13 protein-coding genes and 4 pseudogenes are annotated in these 18,201 nt (G+C 71.0%); 6 read left to right on the top strand and 11 right to left on the bottom strand.

Annotation, left to right across the window (positions count from 1 at the left end; genetic code table 11):
- The first annotated feature begins 755 nt into the window (after nt 1–755).
- A pseudogene (locus ACH4U8_RS42060) lies at nt 756–1,092 on the top strand (MerR family transcriptional regulator).
- 464 nt (nt 1,093–1,556) lie between these two features.
- Complete coding sequence (locus ACH4U8_RS42055; protein ID WP_395783608.1) at nt 1,557–1,931, top strand: Hsp20/alpha crystallin family protein; 375 nt, start codon at nt 1,557–1,559, stop codon at nt 1,929–1,931.
- On the opposite strand, the gene ACH4U8_RS42050 is transcribed toward ACH4U8_RS42055, so the two are convergent.
- Complete coding sequence (locus ACH4U8_RS42050) at nt 1,844–2,596, bottom strand: sigma-70 family RNA polymerase sigma factor (protein ID WP_395783606.1); 753 nt, start codon at nt 2,594–2,596, stop codon at nt 1,844–1,846. The two genes, ACH4U8_RS42055 and ACH4U8_RS42050, sit on opposite strands and share 88 nt — an antisense overlap.
- A 417-nt stretch (nt 2,597–3,013) precedes the next feature.
- Here ACH4U8_RS42050 and ACH4U8_RS42045 point away from each other — a divergent pair, with 417 nt between their 5' ends.
- Complete coding sequence (locus ACH4U8_RS42045; protein WP_395783604.1) at nt 3,014–3,679, top strand: ATP-binding protein; 666 nt, start codon at nt 3,014–3,016, stop codon at nt 3,677–3,679.
- A gap of 39 nt (nt 3,680–3,718) precedes the next feature.
- Here ACH4U8_RS42045 and ACH4U8_RS42040 read toward each other — a convergent pair whose 3' ends face one another.
- The 3 genes and pseudogenes from ACH4U8_RS42040 to ACH4U8_RS42030 all read right to left on the bottom strand — a co-directional run.
- A complete protein-coding gene (locus ACH4U8_RS42040) occupies nt 3,719–4,945 on the bottom strand; it encodes a PP2C family protein-serine/threonine phosphatase (protein WP_395783602.1) in 1,227 nt (408 codons plus the stop codon).
- A gap of 645 nt (nt 4,946–5,590) precedes the next feature.
- Nucleotides 5,591–5,941, bottom strand: coding sequence for a MerR family transcriptional regulator (locus ACH4U8_RS42035; RefSeq protein ID WP_395783600.1), 351 nt, complete (start codon nt 5,939–5,941; stop codon nt 5,591–5,593).
- A gap of 757 nt (nt 5,942–6,698) precedes the next feature.
- Nucleotides 6,699–7,535: pseudogene (locus tag ACH4U8_RS42030) on the bottom strand (transposase); the annotation flags it as partial.
- Between the two features lie 16 nt (nt 7,536–7,551).
- On the opposite strand from ACH4U8_RS42030, the pseudogene ACH4U8_RS42025 reads away from it, so the two are divergent.
- A pseudogene (locus ACH4U8_RS42025) lies at nt 7,552–8,040 on the top strand (IS630 family transposase); the annotation flags it as partial.
- Nucleotides 8,041–8,102: 62 nt separating this feature from the next.
- On the opposite strand, the gene ACH4U8_RS42020 reads toward ACH4U8_RS42025, so the two are convergent.
- Both ACH4U8_RS42020 and ACH4U8_RS42015 read right to left on the bottom strand, forming a co-directional pair.
- Nucleotides 8,103–8,735 (bottom strand): DUF6368 family protein, encoded by a 633-nt coding sequence (locus ACH4U8_RS42020; RefSeq protein WP_395783598.1) that lies wholly within the window; start codon nt 8,733–8,735, stop codon nt 8,103–8,105.
- 116 nt (nt 8,736–8,851) lie between these two features.
- A complete protein-coding gene (locus ACH4U8_RS42015) occupies nt 8,852–10,081 on the bottom strand; it encodes a PP2C family protein-serine/threonine phosphatase (RefSeq protein ID WP_395783596.1) in 1,230 nt (409 codons plus the stop codon).
- Nucleotides 10,082–11,583: 1,502 nt separating this feature from the next.
- Between ACH4U8_RS42015 and ACH4U8_RS42010 the strand changes: the two genes are divergently transcribed.
- A complete protein-coding gene (locus ACH4U8_RS42010) occupies nt 11,584–11,736 on the top strand; it encodes a hypothetical protein (RefSeq protein ID WP_395783594.1) in 153 nt (50 codons plus the stop codon).
- An 87-nt stretch (nt 11,737–11,823) separates the two neighbouring features.
- On the opposite strand, the gene ACH4U8_RS42005 is transcribed toward ACH4U8_RS42010, so the two are convergent.
- The 4 genes from ACH4U8_RS42005 to ACH4U8_RS41990 form a co-directional block, all read right to left on the bottom strand.
- On the bottom strand, nt 11,824–12,171 hold the full coding sequence (locus ACH4U8_RS42005; protein ID WP_395783592.1) for a hypothetical protein: 348 nt from the start codon (nt 12,169–12,171) through the stop codon (nt 11,824–11,826).
- Between the two features lie 697 nt (nt 12,172–12,868).
- Nucleotides 12,869–13,762, bottom strand: coding sequence for an alpha/beta hydrolase (locus tag ACH4U8_RS42000; RefSeq protein WP_395783590.1), 894 nt, complete (start codon nt 13,760–13,762; stop codon nt 12,869–12,871).
- Nucleotides 13,763–14,414: 652 nt separating this feature from the next.
- Nucleotides 14,415–14,570 (bottom strand): hypothetical protein, encoded by a 156-nt coding sequence (locus tag ACH4U8_RS41995; protein ID WP_395783588.1) that lies wholly within the window; start codon nt 14,568–14,570, stop codon nt 14,415–14,417.
- A gap of 235 nt (nt 14,571–14,805) precedes the next feature.
- Nucleotides 14,806–15,177 carry a tetratricopeptide repeat protein gene (locus ACH4U8_RS41990; RefSeq protein WP_395783586.1) on the bottom strand — a complete coding sequence of 124 codons (372 nt, stop codon included), beginning with the start codon at nt 15,175–15,177 and terminating at the stop codon, nt 14,806–14,808.
- 260 nt (nt 15,178–15,437) lie between these two features.
- Between ACH4U8_RS41990 and ACH4U8_RS41985 the strand changes: the two genes are divergently transcribed.
- A complete protein-coding gene (locus ACH4U8_RS41985; protein WP_395783584.1) occupies nt 15,438–16,658 on the top strand; it encodes a hypothetical protein in 1,221 nt (406 codons plus the stop codon).
- 872 nt (nt 16,659–17,530) lie between these two features.
- Here the strand turns inward: ACH4U8_RS41985 and ACH4U8_RS41980 are convergent.
- Nucleotides 17,531–17,941: pseudogene (locus tag ACH4U8_RS41980) on the bottom strand (pyridoxamine 5'-phosphate oxidase family protein); the annotation flags it as partial.
- Between the last annotated feature and the right edge of the window lie 260 nt (nt 17,942–18,201).

The following is an 18,201-nucleotide window of genomic DNA, read 5'->3' as shown; positions in this document are numbered from 1 at the left end:
GTCGTAGCCCAGAGAGACCGAAGGGCCTGGCAGAGACGAACTGCCGGCCGCAGTACCGCAGTACAGGCAGTCGCAGTGCGCAGGACGGTGCGCTTGTGGAGTCCCGGAGTCAGGGTTGTCGCAGGACGGCGACGGGACTGACGGCCGCACCGGGTGGCCCGCGATGACCGGGGCCGCCGTGAGCAGTACCGCAGTTCGGCAGTCGCAGTACCCGCAGTTCGAGTAGGTGAGCGGTACCTCGGTGAAGGCGTCGGCTGCGGACGCGCGCACCGGGAGGTTCGGCAGTGGGGTTCCACGCCAAGCGGACGCAGGACGGGCGATCGGGGCCGGCTGCCGAAGCGTGGCGCAGTCGAAAGGCCACCGAGCAGTACGTATCACCGGCAGTACGCAGTAGAGCAGTTGCAGGACGCGGTAACCGATAGAGCAGTACCGGCATTACGCAGTACCCGTAGTGGCAGTACCCGCAGTACGCAGTAGCAGTGGATGTCACAGAGGAAACGACGAAGGAGTGGAAGCGCCATCGGATCGCCCGGGCGGGAGTGTCGGCCCGGGTACCGCAGGACATCGATAGTGAGGTGGTCTCCGGTCACGCATACGCGATCCCCGCACCCCCGACGCATGTTCGGTCGGGTCCGCGGAAACAGAAGGTCGGCGCAGTACCAAGGCCGGCAGATGGTGTAGCAGTTCCTTCGGGGCCCTGGTGCCAACGGCACCAGGGCCCCTCCACGGCCGGACACGGACGACCGAGAGGTGCGATGACGGCAGACGACTCGCACGGCCGTCTCGACGACGACCACTACCCCGCCTACATCACCGGCCGGCCCGCCGAACTCCTGGACATCACCCAGGCTTCCTGCGCGCGGTCGAGCACGCCGGCCTGATCACCCCGCGGCGTTCCGCCGGCGGACACCGCCGCTCCTCCGCGACCGGTTGCGCATCGCGGCCCGCGCCCGGGAACTCGCCGACCACAAGACCTCCGTCGAGGCCGCCTGTCGCATCGTCACCCTCGAGAACCGACTCGAACAAGCCCGGCGCCTCAACGCCATACATCTCCCCACCCGCGAAGCGGCGAACCCCACGGTCGCCGCCTGAGACGACCCAGACCCCGCAGACCCCGAGACCCCGCAACCCCGCCGGCCCCACGGACGCCGCCCGCACATCCCGCCCGGAACTCCCGGCGTTCAGGGCGACTTCACCTCCCGGTGGCAACAGGACCGAGAACCCGGGCGCGAGTACACCGACGACCGAAGTGACCTCTTCCCGCTGTCGGACTCAACGACCTCACGCCCGGCCTGCTGCGCCCGGACGCCGGCCCTGCGGTTGATGGCGGCCACGGACCGCCTGTTCGATCGACGGATCGAGACCGTCGCCGATCGGATCCGGCGGGGCGAGGCGGCATGGACCCGTCCGCAGGCCACCGGTGATCCCCCACCGATGATCCGCGCGACGAACCGGAACGACTCCGACCGCACGCGCGGTCGGAGTCGTTCCCCTCCCCGTCACGGGGCACAGCCCGCACACCACGCCGCGAGGCGACCTTCCCTGAGCTGGACCGCATGGCGCAGCAGCTGATGGGAACGGGCACCTGGTCGAAGCCGTCGGTGATGCCGATGGACGCCTACCGAGAGGGCGAAGAGTACGTGGTGGCCTTCGACCTCCCCGGCGTGAGCGCGGAGGCGATCGACATCGACGTCGAGCGGAACATGCTGACCGTCAAGGCCGAGCGCCGGCCGGTTGCGAAGGCCGACGACGTGAAGGTGGAGCTGTCCGAGCGGCCGCTGGGTGTCTTCTCCCGCCAGATCGTGCTCGCCGACACCCTGGACACCGAGCGCATCCAGGCCGACTACAACGCGGGCGTGCTCCCGCGGTCGCGCTGCGGCAGGGCCGCGATCAGGGGCTTGAGCGCGTGCAGGTTCTCGGCCAGTTCGTAGCCGGGGTCGACGAACGAGGCACGGCCCGAGGGGACCTCGGCGGGGCCGTCGTCGCCGGCGGGAGCGTCCAGGGAGGCGGCCGAATAGCCCGCGGCGGCGGTGAGCCCCTCGACGAGGTCCTCGACGGCGAGGCCGAGCTTGTCGGCGAGTTCGGCCGAGGTGGGCCGGCGATCGTGCTCCGCGGTGAACGCGTCGCGGGCCCCGGCCAACTCCAGGCGCAGTTCCTGCAGGCGTCGGGGGACGTGGACGGCCCAGGAGGTGTCGCGGAAGAAGCGCTTGATCTCGCCGGCGATGGTGGGCACGGCGAAGGTGGGGAACTCGACGTCGAAGGCGGGGTCGAAACGGTCGATGGCCTTGATCAGGCCGATCGTGCCGACCTGGACCATCTCCTCGGAGGTCTCCGGACGCGACCGGAAGCGGCCCGCGACGAACCGCACGAGCGGGATGTTCAGTTCGATCAGGGTGTTGCGCACGTACTGGTGTTCGTGCGTGCCCTCCTGGAGCACCCGCAGCCGGTCGAACAGCACCTTCGACATCGCCCGCGCGTCGGTCGCCGTGACGCTGCCCGGGTCGTCGACGATCGGCAGATCGGCGAGCGCGCCGCCTTCGGCGGCGGCCGCGGTCGCTTCGGGGGCCAGGAAGGCGGTCGCGGGGGTGTGGTTCATGTCGGCGTCCTCCTGTTTCGGTTCGGCTGTGGGCCGCAGCATTGTGCCCCACCCCGAGGGGAGTACACCCGATCGGGGACGGGATTTCGCAGGATTCCGCGACGGCGGTGACGCGTCCTTCCTCCCGCCGGGGTCGTCCTCCGAAATGCGGCGCTCTCGGGGCCGAGGGCCCATCCACTCGATCGGACGACGCGTAAGGCGCCGGACGCCGGGCAGGTGTGCGGGCACGGCGTCGCCGGCCCGGGAAGGACCGCCCATGGTGTACGAACGGGCTGGTCACAGTCCCTGCGGTGGATTCGTGGTCTCCCGCACCGGTGAACCGTCGGGACGACGACGCGGGCGAATCGTTCGTGCCGGTATGCCGAGGCTGTCCCGCGATACCGTCCGCCGTCCGTCCACGTGCCCGTGAGGAAGGTCATGCATCGACGTCGTCGTTCCCTCCGCCGGTGGCGCGTGCCGCGACGGATCGGGGCTTCCGCCCGGGCCCGTACGGCTGTGGGGGCCGCCCTCGCCGACTGGGGCTGGGACGGGGACGGCGTGGCCGCGGCCGTCCTGGTCCTGTCGGAACTGTTGACCAACGCACAACTGCACACCGACGGGGACGTGGTCCTGGCCGTGCGCCGGACCGGGCGCGGGGCGCGGTTGTCGGTCACCGACACCGATCCCCGGATGCCGACGCGCCGCGACACCGGTTCCGAACACGAGGGCGGCTTCGGCCTGCACATCCTCGACACGCTCACCACCGACTGGGGCGTTCGGGCGCGCCGGGCAGGCAAGACCGTCTGGGCCGACGTCGACGGCCCCGCCCCGGCGAGAGCCGTGGTCCCGGTGCCGGTGCGCGCCCGATCCGGGGCCGCCTCGATCCGTGCGGCCCTTCATCGCGGACGCCGGGCGGGACTGGCGGGCTTGGCCGCGGCCCGCCGAGGAGCCCGACCGCCTCGATCGCAGGTGTGGGTGTGGCGGCGGGTCGGCGCGATCGGGTCGTCGGTGCGCGCGGGCACGACACCCCTGACGCGGCGGATCCGGCGGATGCGGCGCGGGAGTTCCCACGTGATGCTTGTGCACGCCTTCGCCGCGGCCTGATGCCGCACGAACACCGGGCTGTCCCCAGACTCGCCGCGGTCAGGCGCCGTGCCATTGCAGGAGCAGGATGGTGGCGTCGTCCTGGAGGCGGTCGTGGTGGTACTCGCGGATCGCTCGGATGAGCCGGCGCAGGGTTTCGGGGGCGGGGAGGCCGTCCGCTATGTGGCGGATGACGAAGTCGACGAACCGGTCCAGTCCGAAGATCTCGCCCTGGGGATTGCGGGCGTCGGTCACGCCGTCGGTGTAGAGCAGGAGCCAGTCGCCGGGTTCGAGCTGCTCGTCGTACAACCTGACGGGCAGGCCCATGTCCGTGCCCATCGGGTGGGCGGGCGGGCGTTCCAGGGTGGCGACCCATTGACCGTTGCGGATCACGATCGGTGGGTGGTGGCCGCGGTTGACCCAGGTCAGGGCGCCGGTGAGCAGGTCGAGTTCGGCGATGATCGCGGTGGCGTAGCGGCTGCGGCCGAACTGTTCCACGAGCGCGGCCTCGATCGCCTCGCTGGTTTCGACCAGGCCCACGCCGTGGCGGCGGCTGCTGCGGCAGCCGGCCAGGGCGAGGGCGACGGTGAGGCCGGCGGAGGTGTCGTGGCCCATGGCGTCGAAGACGGCCAGGTGGGCGGTGTTCCCGTCGACGGCGTACTCGTACGCGTCGCCGCCCATCTCGTACGCCGGTTCCATGGCCGCGCTGACGGTGGCCTGTGCGCCGGCGAAGGAACCGGGCGGCATCAGGGTCCACTGCATCTCCGCGGCCAGGCCCATCGAACGGGTGCGGACCAGGCGTTCGTAGGTGTCGCTGTAGGCGCGTTTGCTCACCAGGAGCAGCCCCACCAGGAGCGCGAGGTCGAGCGCCCTGTCGAGGACGGTGTCGTCGGTGTCGTCGGTTTCCAGGCCCAGGACGCCCAGGCGTTCGGCGCCGTCCACGAGGGGCAGCCACAATCGCCTGGTGGGCGCTTCGCCGGACTCGACGTCGTCCGCGCCCGCCGGCGACTCGACGGGTTCGACGCTCTGGAAGGCGCGGCCGGCCAGCGTGGCATCGACGCGAAGCTCCGCCTCGGGGACCGCGTCCGCTTCCCCCGCGTGCTCCCCTCTGCCGGGGACCAGACGGAGCAACTGTTGTTGCACGTCCACGAGGTAGACCAGCGGGCGGGTCAGACCCAGCGGTCGGGCGTGCGCGGCGATCAGGTCCGGGAGGTCCTCCAGGACCGCGTGGCGACTCGCCCGGAGCAGACCACCCGTCGTGGCCGCATCGTTCGCAAGAGGCTTCACACGGCATCCTGTCCTGGGTCGAGACCCGCGTCTCCAACGGTCGATCACGACGACGCCGGACGACCCGATGCCGCCGGGCAGCATCCGAAAGTAACAGAGACGGCCTCCGTGACCGTCACGACACCCGAGCCCGCTGCCTCCGGCTCGCCGAGGCGGGGGTCGCCTGCGCCGGTTCGTTCTCGGGTTCGCGTTCCGACATACGCGCGTCGTCGTGTGCGCCGGCGCGCGTGTCCGACCGTGTCGTCGAGAAGCCGCCGGCCGGTAGGTCCGTGGAGGTCGGCGAGGCGTGTGGCGCTGTTCGTCAGGCAGCTCGCGGGGTCGCGCAGGTGAGACTTGTGGTACGAGTCGGTCGTCCCGGCCGAGATCGTCCATGACAGCGACGGCCGGGAGCAATGCCTTGCCGCCGCGACCGGTCGATTCGCCGGGGCGGTCATGCCTCCGGGCCCTCCGTCGCTGTCTGCGATCGTCGACCGGTCCCGCGGCCCGCGTAGGTGTCCTCGTCGCGGGCTCCGCCGCGTTCCCGGCAGGGGTTGCCGCCGGTGAGGAGGACCGCGGTGGGTTCTCGATGAGAAGCGGCGGTTTCGGCGGCGATCCGCACCGGGTGCGCGTGCCCGTGGGGGCTCCGCGCTCGGTGTCCTCGGCGGATCAGGGGCCCTCGTGTGGGCGGGTCTCGTTGGCGTCGCGCAGTTCGGCGTTCAGGCGCAGGGCTTCTTCGAGTTGGTCCTCGAGGATGACGATGCGGCAGGCGGCGTCGACGGCGGTGCCCTGGTCGACGAGTTCGCGGGCGCGCTGGGCGATGCGCAACTGGTAGCGGGAGTAGCGGCGGTGGCCGCCTTCGGAACGCAGGGGGGTGATCAGGCCGTACTCGCCGATCGCGCGCAGGAAGCCCTGGGAGGCGCCGATCAGTTCGGCCGCGCGGCCCATGGTGTAGGCGGGGTAGTCGTCGTCGTCGAGCCTGTCGGGCTTGGCTGGGGTCGAGCCGGAATCGGGGGCCATCGGCGCCTCTCTTGAGTTCACATTCGTCAAAGTCGTCGGGAAACGCGTCGAGGGGCCCTGGTGCCGTACGGCACCAGGGCCCCGAAAGAAATCCACACCATCCACCGACACCGACGTGTCGGCTACCTGTTCCGCATCCGCCTTATGCGGCGGGGCTGCGGGGATCGCAATTGCGTGACCGCGGACCACCTTTCGTACCGGTGTTCTCGACGGATCCCGCTCGGCCGAACAACCGCGCCGAGCGGGCGATCCGGATGGCGTTCACTCCTTCCTCTCCTGCCTTGTGCAACGTCTACTGCCACTGCGGGTACAACCGAACTGCAGGTACTGCCGGGTTACCGCTCGTCCTGCACGGCGGCCCCGTGGGCCGCCCTCAGTTTCTCCTCGGCCCGACAACCAGCCTCCGAAACCCTTCGCCGAACAACACACGGCCTCGGGACTCTGCTGTCGAACCCTCAACAACGCGCGCCAGTTCGTCTCTGTCGCGCCTCACTGATTCGCTGGGCTACGAGAGAAAACATACCCACCGACTCCCGCGATGTCTACTCCAGGTATGACAGATTTTCCGACATCGCCGGGTGCGAAAATGGCCCCCGGCCGCGATTGGTCTCTTGTCGTTCCGGAGCCCCCTCGGTGCGACTCCTCGTCCCCTTCGGGACCCGAGGGCCGCCGGATGTTGCGACCGATGCACTCGACGCACACGCATGCCGCCCCCGAGTCGGCCGCCCGGACGCGGGGGGTGCCTCTATGTCTTTCGTCAAGCGTGAGCGGGTCGTGCTGCGACCGGTTCTGCCGGGCGGGATTCGTCGAACGTGCCGTCCCTGAGCATGGCGAACAGGACACCGATGCGCCGGCGTGCGAGGCGGAGGAGGGCCTGGGTGCGGGTCTTGCCGCGGGCTCTGCATCGGTCGTAGTAGGCGCGGGAGACGGGGTCGTTCAGGACCGCGAACGCCGAAGGGAACGTCGCTCGTTTCAGGAGTCGGTTGCCCGTCCTGGGGGCGTGCTCGCCGTGGATGGAGGTCCCGGAGGATTTCGTCGCGGGGGCCAGGCCCGCGCAGGAGGCCGGGTGGGCGGCGGTGGGGAACGAGGTTGCGTCGCCGATGGTCACCAGGAGGGTGGCTGCGGTCCTGACGCCGACTCCGGGCATCGGGATCAGGACCTCGGAAAGAGGGTGGGCCTCCGGGAGCTCGCCGATCTGCGCCCCCACGTTCCGTCGTTGCTCCTGGACTGCGGTGAGCGAGCGTGCGAGGGAGGGGACGACCGTGTCGAGGGTGGTGGTGCCGGGGACGACGACGGTCTGTTCGTCGAGCGTGTCGAAGACGTCGTTCACCAGGCGTTCGGCCATGCGCGGGGCCTTGGGGCGTATCAGGGCCGCGAGTCTGCGGCGGCCGGCCCTGCGCAGGGCGGCGGGCGAGCCGTGTCGCTCCAGGAGGTGGGTGACGGCCGGGTGGTCCAGGCGGGGGCCGAGGACGCGTTCGAGCGAGGGGTGGAACCGGGTCAGGAGGCCGCGGATGCGGTTGCTGGTGCGGGTGGCCTCGCCGGCGAGGTCCTGGTCGAAGCCCGTCGGCACCGTGAGCTGGGCGATGGCCTCGTCGGCAACGTCGAGGGCGCGGGTCTTCGCCTTCGACGAGTTCGGCCCGCCGGGGATCCGGCCCACCGCGGGCTCGGGCCGGGCGAAACGGGAGCATCCCGACCGGGTGCCGGCCACCTACCACCGCACCCACGGAGTCCGGTACTTCCACGGCTGCTACTCGGTGGGCGACGATCGCCTGTGGGGTGTGAACCGGCGAAGGAAGGGAGCCGTGAACACGCCGGCCGCGTTGAAATCGATCCGTGCCACCCGGCCCGACGGCGCCCCGACCTACGCCTCGTGGGCGAACCCGATCGAAGCGCACTTCGGACCGCTGCGGCAGTTCACCATCGCCAATTCGAAACACCCCAACCACACCGTGCAGACCCGGGCCCTGCACGCCTACCTCCGGTGGCGCAACATCAACGCCCGTCACCGCGACGTCCTGGTCGCCGAACGCAGGGAACGCGCCCGTATCCGCAGCGAGAAAGGCGTCCGCTGGGGCGGCCGGCCCGCTCTCGCCGCATGACCAGGCAACCCTGGCGAATGTTCCGGGTCACAGCACGACCTCCGCCCGCGGATCCGTCCGGGCTACTTGACCAGCCGGAAGGCGGGGTGCCCAACCCAGGCCCGCAGGAACTCCGACGTTCCCAGCGCCATCCAGTCGTCGTCCGCGATCCCCACCGCCCCCGGAAGGCCGGCGACGACCGACGCCTGTCCGTCCAGCAGTTCGGCTTTGGCCACGCCTCCGATGACGTCCATGACAGCGGCGGTCAGCAGGGCCGTGGTCACATGGTCGATCTCGCGATTACAGCAGGCGCTGACATTGACGGCATGGGTCGGTCTGAAGCCGAGGATGGCCTCCACCTCGGGCTCGTCCGCGTGCTCGGCTTCGAAGCTGCTCTCGTCGCCGACGCCCGGCCCCATCAAGTAGACCAGGAAGGGCCGACGCCAGTCCTCGCGCCGCGGATTGAATCCCACCAGGGCTGTGAGCTCCTCTTCCGCGATGGTGTTGCCGAGGAGGGGAAGCGGGAACGGCTTTCGCCAGTCCTTCTCTCGCCCGTCCTCGACGCCCAGCCGCTCTGCAGGCACATTGACGTCGAAGAACCCGGGCCGCTTCTCGGCGAAGTGGGAGGACAGCCCCACCATCAACGCACGGAACTCCCGCAGCGCAGCCGGGGAGAGCGGCTCCGCCAACTCGATCACCAACGTCGGACCAGACATGCTGGGAGCCTAATTTGATCGGCTCCGCGACCGCTCAAATTCTTCCCACACCCATCCAGCCGGTCCGAACACCAACGCCGCCACCCCGGCGAACCCATGCGGTCGGAGCACTGGCTCTAGAGGCGGACGACGACCAGGGCGGTGTCGTCGGTGTTCCCGCCGGAAGGGGTCAGTTCGGCCAGCAGGTTGTCGGCGAGGACTTCGGGGTCGGTGCCGCGGTGACGGGTCAGGCAGCGGGCGAGCCGCTTCATGCCGTCGTCGATGTCCTCGTGGCGGCGTTCGATCAGTCCGTCGGTGTACAGGACCAGGGTGGCGCCGTCGACGAACCCGGTGGTGGCCTCGAGGCGCGGGAAGTGTTCGGGGCGGGCACCCAGCGGCGGGTCGGTGGCCCCGTCCAGGAACCCGACGGCGCCGTCCGGGTGGACCAGGGCCGCGGGCGGGTGCCCGGCGCTGCTGTAGGCGAGGGTGTGCCGGTCGAAGTCGACGACGATCTGCACGGCGGTGCTCGATTCGGCGCCGGCGACCGAGCGGGCGTACAGGCCGAGCGCGTCGAGGGCCGCCGACGGCGCGCCGGCGGCCCGCACCGCGGCGCTGAGCGCGCTGCGCAGTTGTCCCATGACGCAGGCCGCGGGCAGCCCGTGCCCCACGACGTCGCCGACGGCCACGGCGACGCGGTTGCCGGGCAACTCGGCCAGGTCGTACCAGTCGCCGCACACGTTCAGCGCCCCGACCGCGGGCCGATAGCGGACCGCGGCGCGGTGACGGGCCAACTCCGCGGGCGCGGGCAACATCGCGGCTTGCAGGGCGAGGGCGACCTCGCGGTCACGGGCGTGCGCCCACCGCAGCCGCTCGTTGGCCTCCTGGAGTTCCCTCGAGCGCGTGTACAACTCGGCTTCCAGCACCTGCGCCCAACCCCCGCGATCCTGCGGACGGCGGGCGCGGATGAGCTCGGTGATCTCCTCCACCTTGAGCACGATCAACGCCACGCGGCCGTCCGGGCCGAACACAGGGCTGCAGACCGGGCTCCAGAAGCGCTCCTCCCACTCGCCGGGCCGGTCGCGGTACTCGACGTCGTAGCGCTGCAGCGCCATCGTGTCGCGCTCCCCGGTGGAGACCACCCGGCGCAGCGATGCCGCCAGATTGCGCGCACCGGTTGCGTGGGGATCGTTGGGATTGTCGGGGAAAACATCGAACACGTAACGACCCACCACCTGCTCGCGGGTACGGCCCGTAACGCTCAGGTAGGTCTCGTTCGCGGCGAGAAACCTCAATTCGGTGGTGAGCAGCGCGACCGCGCCCGGCAGAGCCTGGAATACCGCCTCGAAGTCGATCCCGGAATGTCCCACGACGTTTCCTGCCCGCGACCCCGTTTCCATCTTGTCTCCACGATAGGTCACGCCCGCGTGGAGACGCTCTCCGAATATCAGTGGGTCCGGGACGCGGCCGCACCGGTATCGACGACGGTTGTGTCGTCTCAGTGGGGTTGCTGTGGGTCGTTGGTCGTTGGTCGGTGGGGTCTTTGAGCTGTGGTGCGGCAAGTTGAGAATTCGTGTGGGGGAGTGGTGCGAGTCTGTGAGTTGGGTCGATGACGCGGTGTGGGGTTTCGGGGGTCGTGTGTGCGGGGGTGTTGACCTGTGGTGCGGCATTGCGCGAGCAACCCGGAGGCCGCGATCGCGTCGTTCCCGTCCAACGAGGCGGCCACCGCCTTCGGCGGGTCGATCAGATCCGGCAGCGTCCGCCCCAACGTGCCGTAGTCGGTGGCGGCGGACGCGGTCCACGCGTAGTGCGCGCCGATCCGCAACCGACCCGGAGCCGCCGGAACCGTCGGCGCGGGCGGGGTGTGCGCGTACGGCGACCCGGGCCGCAACACCATTGACACGTAAGCCGGTTCGGCCGCGTCCGCGTTGGGTTCGGCGGTTTCGGATCCGGGCGGGCCGCCCGTGATGTCCCACACCCCGACACCGTTTCCGCGATCCCCGGCCCGAACCGCGCGCCCGGGGTGGGTGCGGTTCCACGCCACCACCTTCGCCGGGCTCGATCTGGACCTGACGGTCAACCAGGGCTGGGACCTCGCCGACGACCTGGGCGCGATCCTCGCCCGCCGCCCCGCCCCCACCTCCCGCCCACCGGCGAGCCCCGTGACGGCATCCCGCCCGCCCGTGCCCCACCCTGCCACCGTCCCGGCCGAGCGGCGGGCGGCCGTGGCGCCGAAGGGCCGTGGCGCCGGGGGTTTTGCGCACCGGAGACGCGACCGCGGACCACGAACTCGCCGGCGTCGCGTCGGCATCGCCGCCCGAGCGCGGGCGTGGAAGGGCGTCGCGGCCGTAGGAGGCGGCGCCCTCGACGACATGCGCCGGGCGTTCGCCCTGGATGTTGTCAATGCGGGCGACGGTGAATGGACGCTCATGGCGCCGGAGGAACCCACCGACCGCGAACTCCCGGGCAGACGCCTGCTCCGTTGGGCACGCACCGGGCTCGCGTCGACCGCCCTCGTGTCGACCACGCTGGTGACCGGCGCCAACGTCTCGGACTCTCCCTGGGGCGGTCGGTCGTTCCAGTCGGCGTGCTCACCTGGTTCCTGGCCGACGCCCTCGTCTCGCGCGGCACCGAATGCTTCGGCAATTCTCAACGCGCGTCGTCGACGAGCGGCGAACCAATCGGCAGGGGCCCGCGAGAAGCCTCGACGACGACCGTCGTATCCGTACGGTGACGTATGGCGGTCGTGATCGTCGCACCGTCCGGCGCTACCGACCGGCCCGATCCGGGTGCGCCCGTTTGGCGGGTGCGCGGAATGGGGGTGCGGATGAAGGCCCGGCGACAAGGTGAGGGCGACAGAGGACCTCGACGGGTGGATACAGACGGCCGTGCCCAAGGACTCGGTCGGATTCCTCACCCCGCCGCGTTCGAGCGCCTGGACGTGACGTTCACCGTAGTGGGCGTCATGGGCGGCATCCGACAGGCCGAAGTGGCCGTGCTGGGCCGGATCGCCCCGACCATCTGACCGGAAGCGGGGGAGCCGCGGGGGAGCGGCTTGTCCCCCGGGCCACCCGCGTCCGCGGTGCGGGTGCTTCTCCGCTCGGGGCTGTGACTAGTTTCGGGACCAGCCTGCGGGGCCGACGAACAGGGTCTGGCCGCCCCGGGTGGGCACCACGTCGTTGCGGTACACGTCGTGGTAGTAGCCCGGCCACTTGTTGCAGTAGACCTTCGCGATGATCGTGTTCCTCTGGTTCAACGCGACCTTGCCGTACACCAGGTCGTCGCCGACGTCCCAGTTCGTGTTCCAGTAGTCCGTGTATGCCTGGATCTTGGTGACGCTGCCCCCATTGGGGCAGTTGCCCATCCACGTCGGGAAGGCGATGTACACCCACGCGGTCGACGCCGCGTTCGCGGGCACTGCAGCCGGGCCCACCACCGCCGTGCCGACAGCGACCGCCACGGCCACCCCAACCAATCTGCGCCGCATTGCTTTCCCCTCCCCTTGAGCCGGACGCGAAGACGGTCCCGCCGCGCCCACGGCTACCGCGACACCACCACACCGGTTCCCGCCGCTCGGCGGCTTCGCGGATCCTTTCCGGAACTGATCGGCAATGAGCGGACAACCACACAATCGGCTGGCCGAGGCCGGCATCGGTCATGGCGACGGTCGGCTGGGGCCGGGGGCGTGCAGGCCGTGGGGTGACAAGGCTCCCTTGTCACCCCACGATCCGAGCGGTTCCGGTGGGCCGGTGGCCCGGGAGACCATCCGGGGGCACGCGAGCGGGTTCGAGGACGCCCCGCGCCATGAGCAACTCCGGCAGCTCCGCCGTCCGAGTGGGTGCCTCCGTCGCCCCTCCCTCTGGGTCGCGGCCGTGCTGGGTGAACTCGTCTACGTTCTGATCCTGGCCCAGGACACGTCTGGGCGTAGCCCTACGCCGGCGGGAGTTCGTCGGCAGGCGCGGCGGTCGCCTCGGGCAGGTCGCGGTCCTCGTCGGCCGGGTCGTCCGGGAGCGCCCCAACCCGCGCGTGGGGGTATGCGCGGTTCCGGGCGCTCAGCGCGATGCGCTGCCCCGTGACCGGGCTCAGCGGGTCGACGCGGAGCGGATCCGCCGTCGGCCGGTCGAATTCGGGGATGTTCCCATCGCCGGAGGAGACCGTCAGTTGGTGGCGAGAAGGTGCTCCAGCCAGCTGTGGCGTGCCGCGACGGCGGCCTTGCTGATCCGCGCCTCGGGGGCTTTCCGGTCGAAACCGTGGATTCCGCCGGGCCACACGTGCAGCTCGGCTTGGCCGCCGGCCTGCCAGATCCGGTCGGCGTAGGCGAGGATCTCGTCGCGCAGACACTCGGCGGAGCCGACGTCCAGGAATGTGGGCGGCAGGCCGGCCAGGTCGGTGGCGCGGGCGGGCGCAGCGTACTGCGGCACGTCCGCTCCGCCCTGGGCGTCGCCGAGCAGCGAGCTCCAGGCGAATCCGTTACGGCTGCGGTCGTAGAGTTCGACATCGTCCATCTGCAGGGCCGAGGCGCTGTCGTTGCGGTCGTCGAGCAGGGGGGCGGTCAGCAGCTGGCCGAGGAGGCGGGGACCGCCCTTGTCGCGCACGGTCAAGGCGAGCGCGGCGCCGAGGCCGCCGCCGGCGCTGAAGCCCGTGACGACGATGCGCTCCGAATCGATGCCGAGCTCGTCTGCGTGGTCGGCGACCCACAGCAGACCCGCGTAGGCGTCGTTGATCTGGGCGGGGTAGGGGTGTTCGGGCGCGAGCCGGTAGCCGACCGAGATCAGCGTGGCCCCGAACCGCTCGGCGGTCTCGAGTATTTGGTCGAGCCCGGTGCGGTGATCGCCACCGTAGAAGCCGCCGCCGTGTATGAAGTAGAGTGCCGGCCGCGATGCGGGCGCGCCGGAGGGTGTGCACACCAGCAGCGGGATCTCGGGAGCGCCGTCCAGGCCGGGCGCCGAGGGCTGGGAGATGGTGAAGCGCCTGCCGTGGCCGAGGTCTTCGAGCGCCGCCACTTCGGCGTCGGCCTCCGCGCGGATGACCGAGAGCTTTTCGAGGCTCATCGGCGCCGAGTCCGGTTCCTCCGCCAGGTAGGCGTCGTAAGCGACCCGAAGTTCGGGGTCGAGGGGAACGGGAACAGCGGGCACGGTCTTTCCAGGTTCAAGATCCACATGCGGACGTTAGTGGCCCTGTTCCTTTCGCACCATTCGATTTTCGATATCGCGCCGATCGCGCGGCAGGGCCGAGCGGATCAGCGGCGCGGGTCGGGCGTGGGCACTCGACGAGTCTCACCGAGTAGGTCCGGATCTTGATACCGAAACGCAGAAGTGCGCCCTGAGCTGCGGTGGTCCGACTTGTCGAGGATCAAGGCGCAGCAGCCGGGAGCATTTCCACGTGACCGGCGTGACGATCTCGATGCCCAGCGCCCGGGCCGGGGCGCGACCGGCCCGGGCGCCGAGACGTTCACCGCGCGGGCGCGACTGGACCCCCACCGGCCGGGCGACGACCTGGGAGGCGTACGGCCGCGCGCAGGTGCCTTCGGCGGTCGAGAGTTCGTCGTGGGCGCCCTGTTCGAGCCGGCGAAGGTCGTGCAGCCGCACCGGCGACGACCCGGGGGCTTCGACCGGACGCTTGAACGTGTCCGAAACCAACCCCGGATCGAGTTACTCGCCGTTGTCCCGTGTGAACAGGCCTCCACCCGGGCGTGGACTCCCGTCACGGAAACAACACGGCGGCGGCGCCGACGGAGGTCGCCAGGTCGCGCACGGCGGGCGGAGCGTGATGCAACAGGACCACGGCGTTCGACACCCCGGCCCGGTAGCGGGCTCGCAGGAACGGCCCGGCGCTGGTCCACGTCGGGGGCTGACACACCCCTACTGTGACCGCGCACGTCGGATGGGGGATGTGCACCGTGGTCGGTGGGATGCGTCGGGGATCGATGGGCTCCGTCTCGACCCGGTCGCGAGTCGGGTCCTGCGGGAGTGGCACGCCCACGTGCGCGGGCAGGTCGTCCAACGGCCGGGAAACGTCACCACCCGGGGCACAGGGTGCTGTTCGCGGTCGGAGCCGCCGTCCTCGAGACAGGGGTGGACGGGGCCGGACGTCGTCAATCCCCGGTGGGTTCGTCGGCGAGACGACGGCGGATTTCCCGGGCTTCCTCGGATCGCCCGAGCCCGTCGAGCAGGCTCGCCCGAGTCGCCTGTGCGGTCCGCAGACGCCCGGCGAACACCTCGGGTATCGCCACGGCCATGGGGCGATAGACCTCGATGGCTTCTTCGATCGCGGCCAGGCCCTCGTCCTGCCGACCCACTTCCCCGAGTCGGATCGACAGGTTGTGCACCGACATGGCGAGGTCCGGTTCGTGGGCGGCGGGATCGGCTGCGGCCAGGCGGCGGTAGACCTCGACGGTTTCTTCGATTGCGGCCAGGCCTTCGTCCCGGCGACCCAACACCCCGTAATCGACCGACAGGTTGTTCAACGAGCCGGCGAGGTTCGACCACGCGGCACAACTACGCGGCGGTGCTCGCTCGGGAGCCTGGCTGCCCGCCCGAGCCGCGTTCCAAAGACCCGCGCAGCCTGCGGCGGCTGCCCGGCTTCGCCGGCACGACGCTCGAACTCCTGGCGAGCGCCGCGGCCGTCACCACCCCGCGGGCCTCCGTGGGCTGATCGGGGAGGCTGGACCGGGCGGGGCTGGGCTGAGCTGGACAGGTCGACGCGTGGTCTGCTTGCGTTGCGTGTGTGATCCCTCCGGGTGCGGTCCTCCTGCTCGAGCGGCTGTCACCGGCCGTCGCGGCGGACGTCCTGTCCCGGCTCGCCTCGGACGCCATGGACACGCTGCTCAGCCGGTCACCGCTCACGGCCCCGTTCGTCGCCCGCGTCGTCGCGCACGGGACGCACCGGCAACACCTGGCGATCGTTGCCAATCCCTCGGTCGGCACGGGCATCCGCGAGCGGTTCCTCGACCAAGGCGATCCCGAACTCACGGCAGCCGTCTACCGGTCCCATTCCACGACGCGCGGCCTCCAGCGCCGCGTACGGACGATGCTGCCGCCCGCAAGTCTGCTCCCCGGCCCGCAGGAGCTCGCCGGTTGGCAGGGCGGGCGAATCGAGTACCGGCTCTACCCGTTGGTCGAGTCCGACGACCGCGGGACAGTCGTGGCCGCACTGACGTACTTGGCGCCGTACACCCGGTCGCCAGGCGCGCTCGCGGCGATACTCCGCGGCTACCAGCAGTTGTTGCGGCTGTCCGGCCCGGATGCGGTACGCGACATCGCGGGCATCCGCCCGGACCTGCAACTGCGGCCGCCGCGCGAAAACGTCCCGCCCGAAGTGCACTCGGCGTTCGAGAACCCCACCGATCCAGGGTGCCTCGCCCACGCGCTCGCCCGGCTGGGCAGCACCGAGTACCTGGCGGACCAACTGGCGAACGCGGACCTCTCCAGTACAGACGCGCACTCGCTCCTGATCGCTCCCCGCGACGACGAACTCGACTGGGACATCCTGTCCGAAGGGCTTCCCCCGTCCGCCCGACGGCACTTCGCGTTTCTCTTCGCTCGGGAACCCGGTTGTCCACCGCAGTTGCTCCCCGTGGATCGGCGCGACCGCAAGCCGACGTCCGGCCGTGCCGAGCCTGCGGACCCCGCCGACCGGGCAGGGCTGGACGAACTGATGCGCACCTCCTCGGCGTCCGCACCCCGCGTGCTCGACGCCCTCAGAGCCGGCCGCCTGCCGGCCGCAGACTACGTCGCCCATGGCGCCCCCGCCGTGTACGCCCTGGCCACGCTCCTGACCGGCGGACCAGTCCTGTGCGCGGAAGCGTCCGCCGCACTCACCGAGCCGACCGCCCGCCACCTCGGCGAACACACCGACGCGTGGGTCGCCGCGGTGAAGTTGCTGCCGGACTTCCCCGGCACGACGCACGAACTCCTTGAAAGCGCCGCCGCCATGACCGCCCCATGAAGCCCATCGACCGGCGTCGACCGCCGTGTGAGCGGGGCAGCGCCGCTGAGCCGCCCTTGCCTTGTCTACCTGGGCCTTGACCGCCGCTTCGGGTATCGCCTTGTCACTGCCCAGGGCCATGCCTCGCACGATCACTGCGCCGGTGGGGGCAGCCGTCGGTCGGACGGTGAAGCCGAGGTCGGAAGAGACGACGAATGTGACGTAGTCGTCGCCGAGGTCCGCCTCCTGGCTCTTGGCGACCGTAGAGGTCAGCACCGGACCGGTGCTGTCCCCGGCCCGGCCTTGAAGGACTTCGAACCGCCAGGTCGGGGCGAACCGGGAGACCCCGTCTGCCCTGCGGCACCCGTAGCCCCAGATCCGCCGGAATCGCCTGGCGTCCCGGATGCTCCGGCGTGCCGCCCGTGCCCGACGCCGCGCCGGTCCCGACGGAGGTGCCGCCACCGCTCGACGACTTGGCGCCTGTGTCGTCCTTCTTGTCGTCGGAGCAGGCCGCGCCAAGAGAAGCAGGGGACGACCGCAAATGCGGTAAGCCGTCCACGTGACGGCGCCCTCCTCCCGCCGCGCGGTGGATGTGGGACCGGCGATCGGGACGACACCCGCCCGCGGTGCACCATCCGGCCCCGGGTGTGCAAGGTTCCCCGAACGAGACGCGGGTGCGCCCGAACGGGGGTGCCCGGCTGCCACACGGCCGGACGCCCCCCCGCGAACCGGGAGTCCGGGCGGGAGGAGAAGGGGGTTGTCCGACGCGATATTCGACGGGCGTTGCGGCGCTTGGGGCCTCACCCGTCGGCCGCATGGTCCGGGTACTTGGGGCGGGTCGGTCTCGACGCGGGGCCACTGTCCGCGTCGTCTTCCGAGATCTGTGGGATCCCGCCGAGGTCGGCGCCCACCCAGCGTCTGGGTGTCAGGTGGAAGACGACGCGCGGCCCGGGATCGTGTGCGTAGCTCATGCGCACACAGGCGTCGACGAGTTCCGGGGGCAGATAGCGGGACGCGAGGTCGCGGAAGTGTTCCGGATCCGCGGTTGCGCTGTGGGTGACGGGGCCTTCGACGCCGACGTAGCGGGGGGTGGGTTCCATGCGTTGCACCAGCAGGGAAAAGCGACCCGCCGCGCGAATCAGTCCGGCCTTGCGCGAGCGCGGGCTCATCAACACCCGTACCGTTCCGCCGGGTTCGTACCAGTACCAGACCGGCACACCCAACGGCCCCCGATCGCCCGCCTCCACGGACAGCGTCGCGACGTGCGGCTCGGCCAGGAATCGCTCACGCTCCTCGCGGCTCAACCGTCCCGGCACGACACCACCTCTCCTGCGGCCCGCGGCGGCGCCCGGCTCGCAACGACCGGCGGGTGCCCCCGAGACGGGGCCTGGGACGCACGGACGGCGATCCTCGGAGTTTCACCGACCCGCGGTGAGGGCGGCGGAGATCGTCTTCGCGTCCCCGTCGGCGGCGGCCCGGACCGCCCGGGGCGGGGTGCGCGCCGGATCGGTCGGTGTGGCGTCGGTGGTGGTCATCACGGTTCTCCGCTCGGTCGGTGACGGTC

The organism is Embleya sp. NPDC020886 (assembly GCF_044333915.1).
Classification (GTDB): Bacteria; Actinomycetota; Actinomycetes; order Streptomycetales; family Streptomycetaceae; genus Embleya.
This window is presented reverse-complemented; position numbering and strand designations above follow the sequence as displayed.

Coding starts and splice junctions, on each gene's coding strand:
- ACH4U8_RS42000 (WP_395783590.1), bottom strand. CDS start 13,762: ATGAGCCTCGAAAAGCTCTCGGTCATCCGCGCGGAGGCCGACGCCGAA.
- ACH4U8_RS42050 (WP_395783606.1), bottom strand. CDS start 2,596: ATGAACCACACCCCCGCGACCGCCTTCCTGGCCCCCGAAGCGACCGCG.
- ACH4U8_RS42045 (WP_395783604.1), top strand. CDS start 3,014: ATGCATCGACGTCGTCGTTCCCTCCGCCGGTGGCGCGTGCCGCGACGG.
- ACH4U8_RS42035 (WP_395783600.1), bottom strand. CDS start 5,941: ATGGCCCCCGATTCCGGCTCGACCCCAGCCAAGCCCGACAGGCTCGAC.
- ACH4U8_RS42055 (WP_395783608.1), top strand. CDS start 1,557: ATGGCGCAGCAGCTGATGGGAACGGGCACCTGGTCGAAGCCGTCGGTG.
- ACH4U8_RS42020 (WP_395783598.1), bottom strand. CDS start 8,735: ATGTCTGGTCCGACGTTGGTGATCGAGTTGGCGGAGCCGCTCTCCCCG.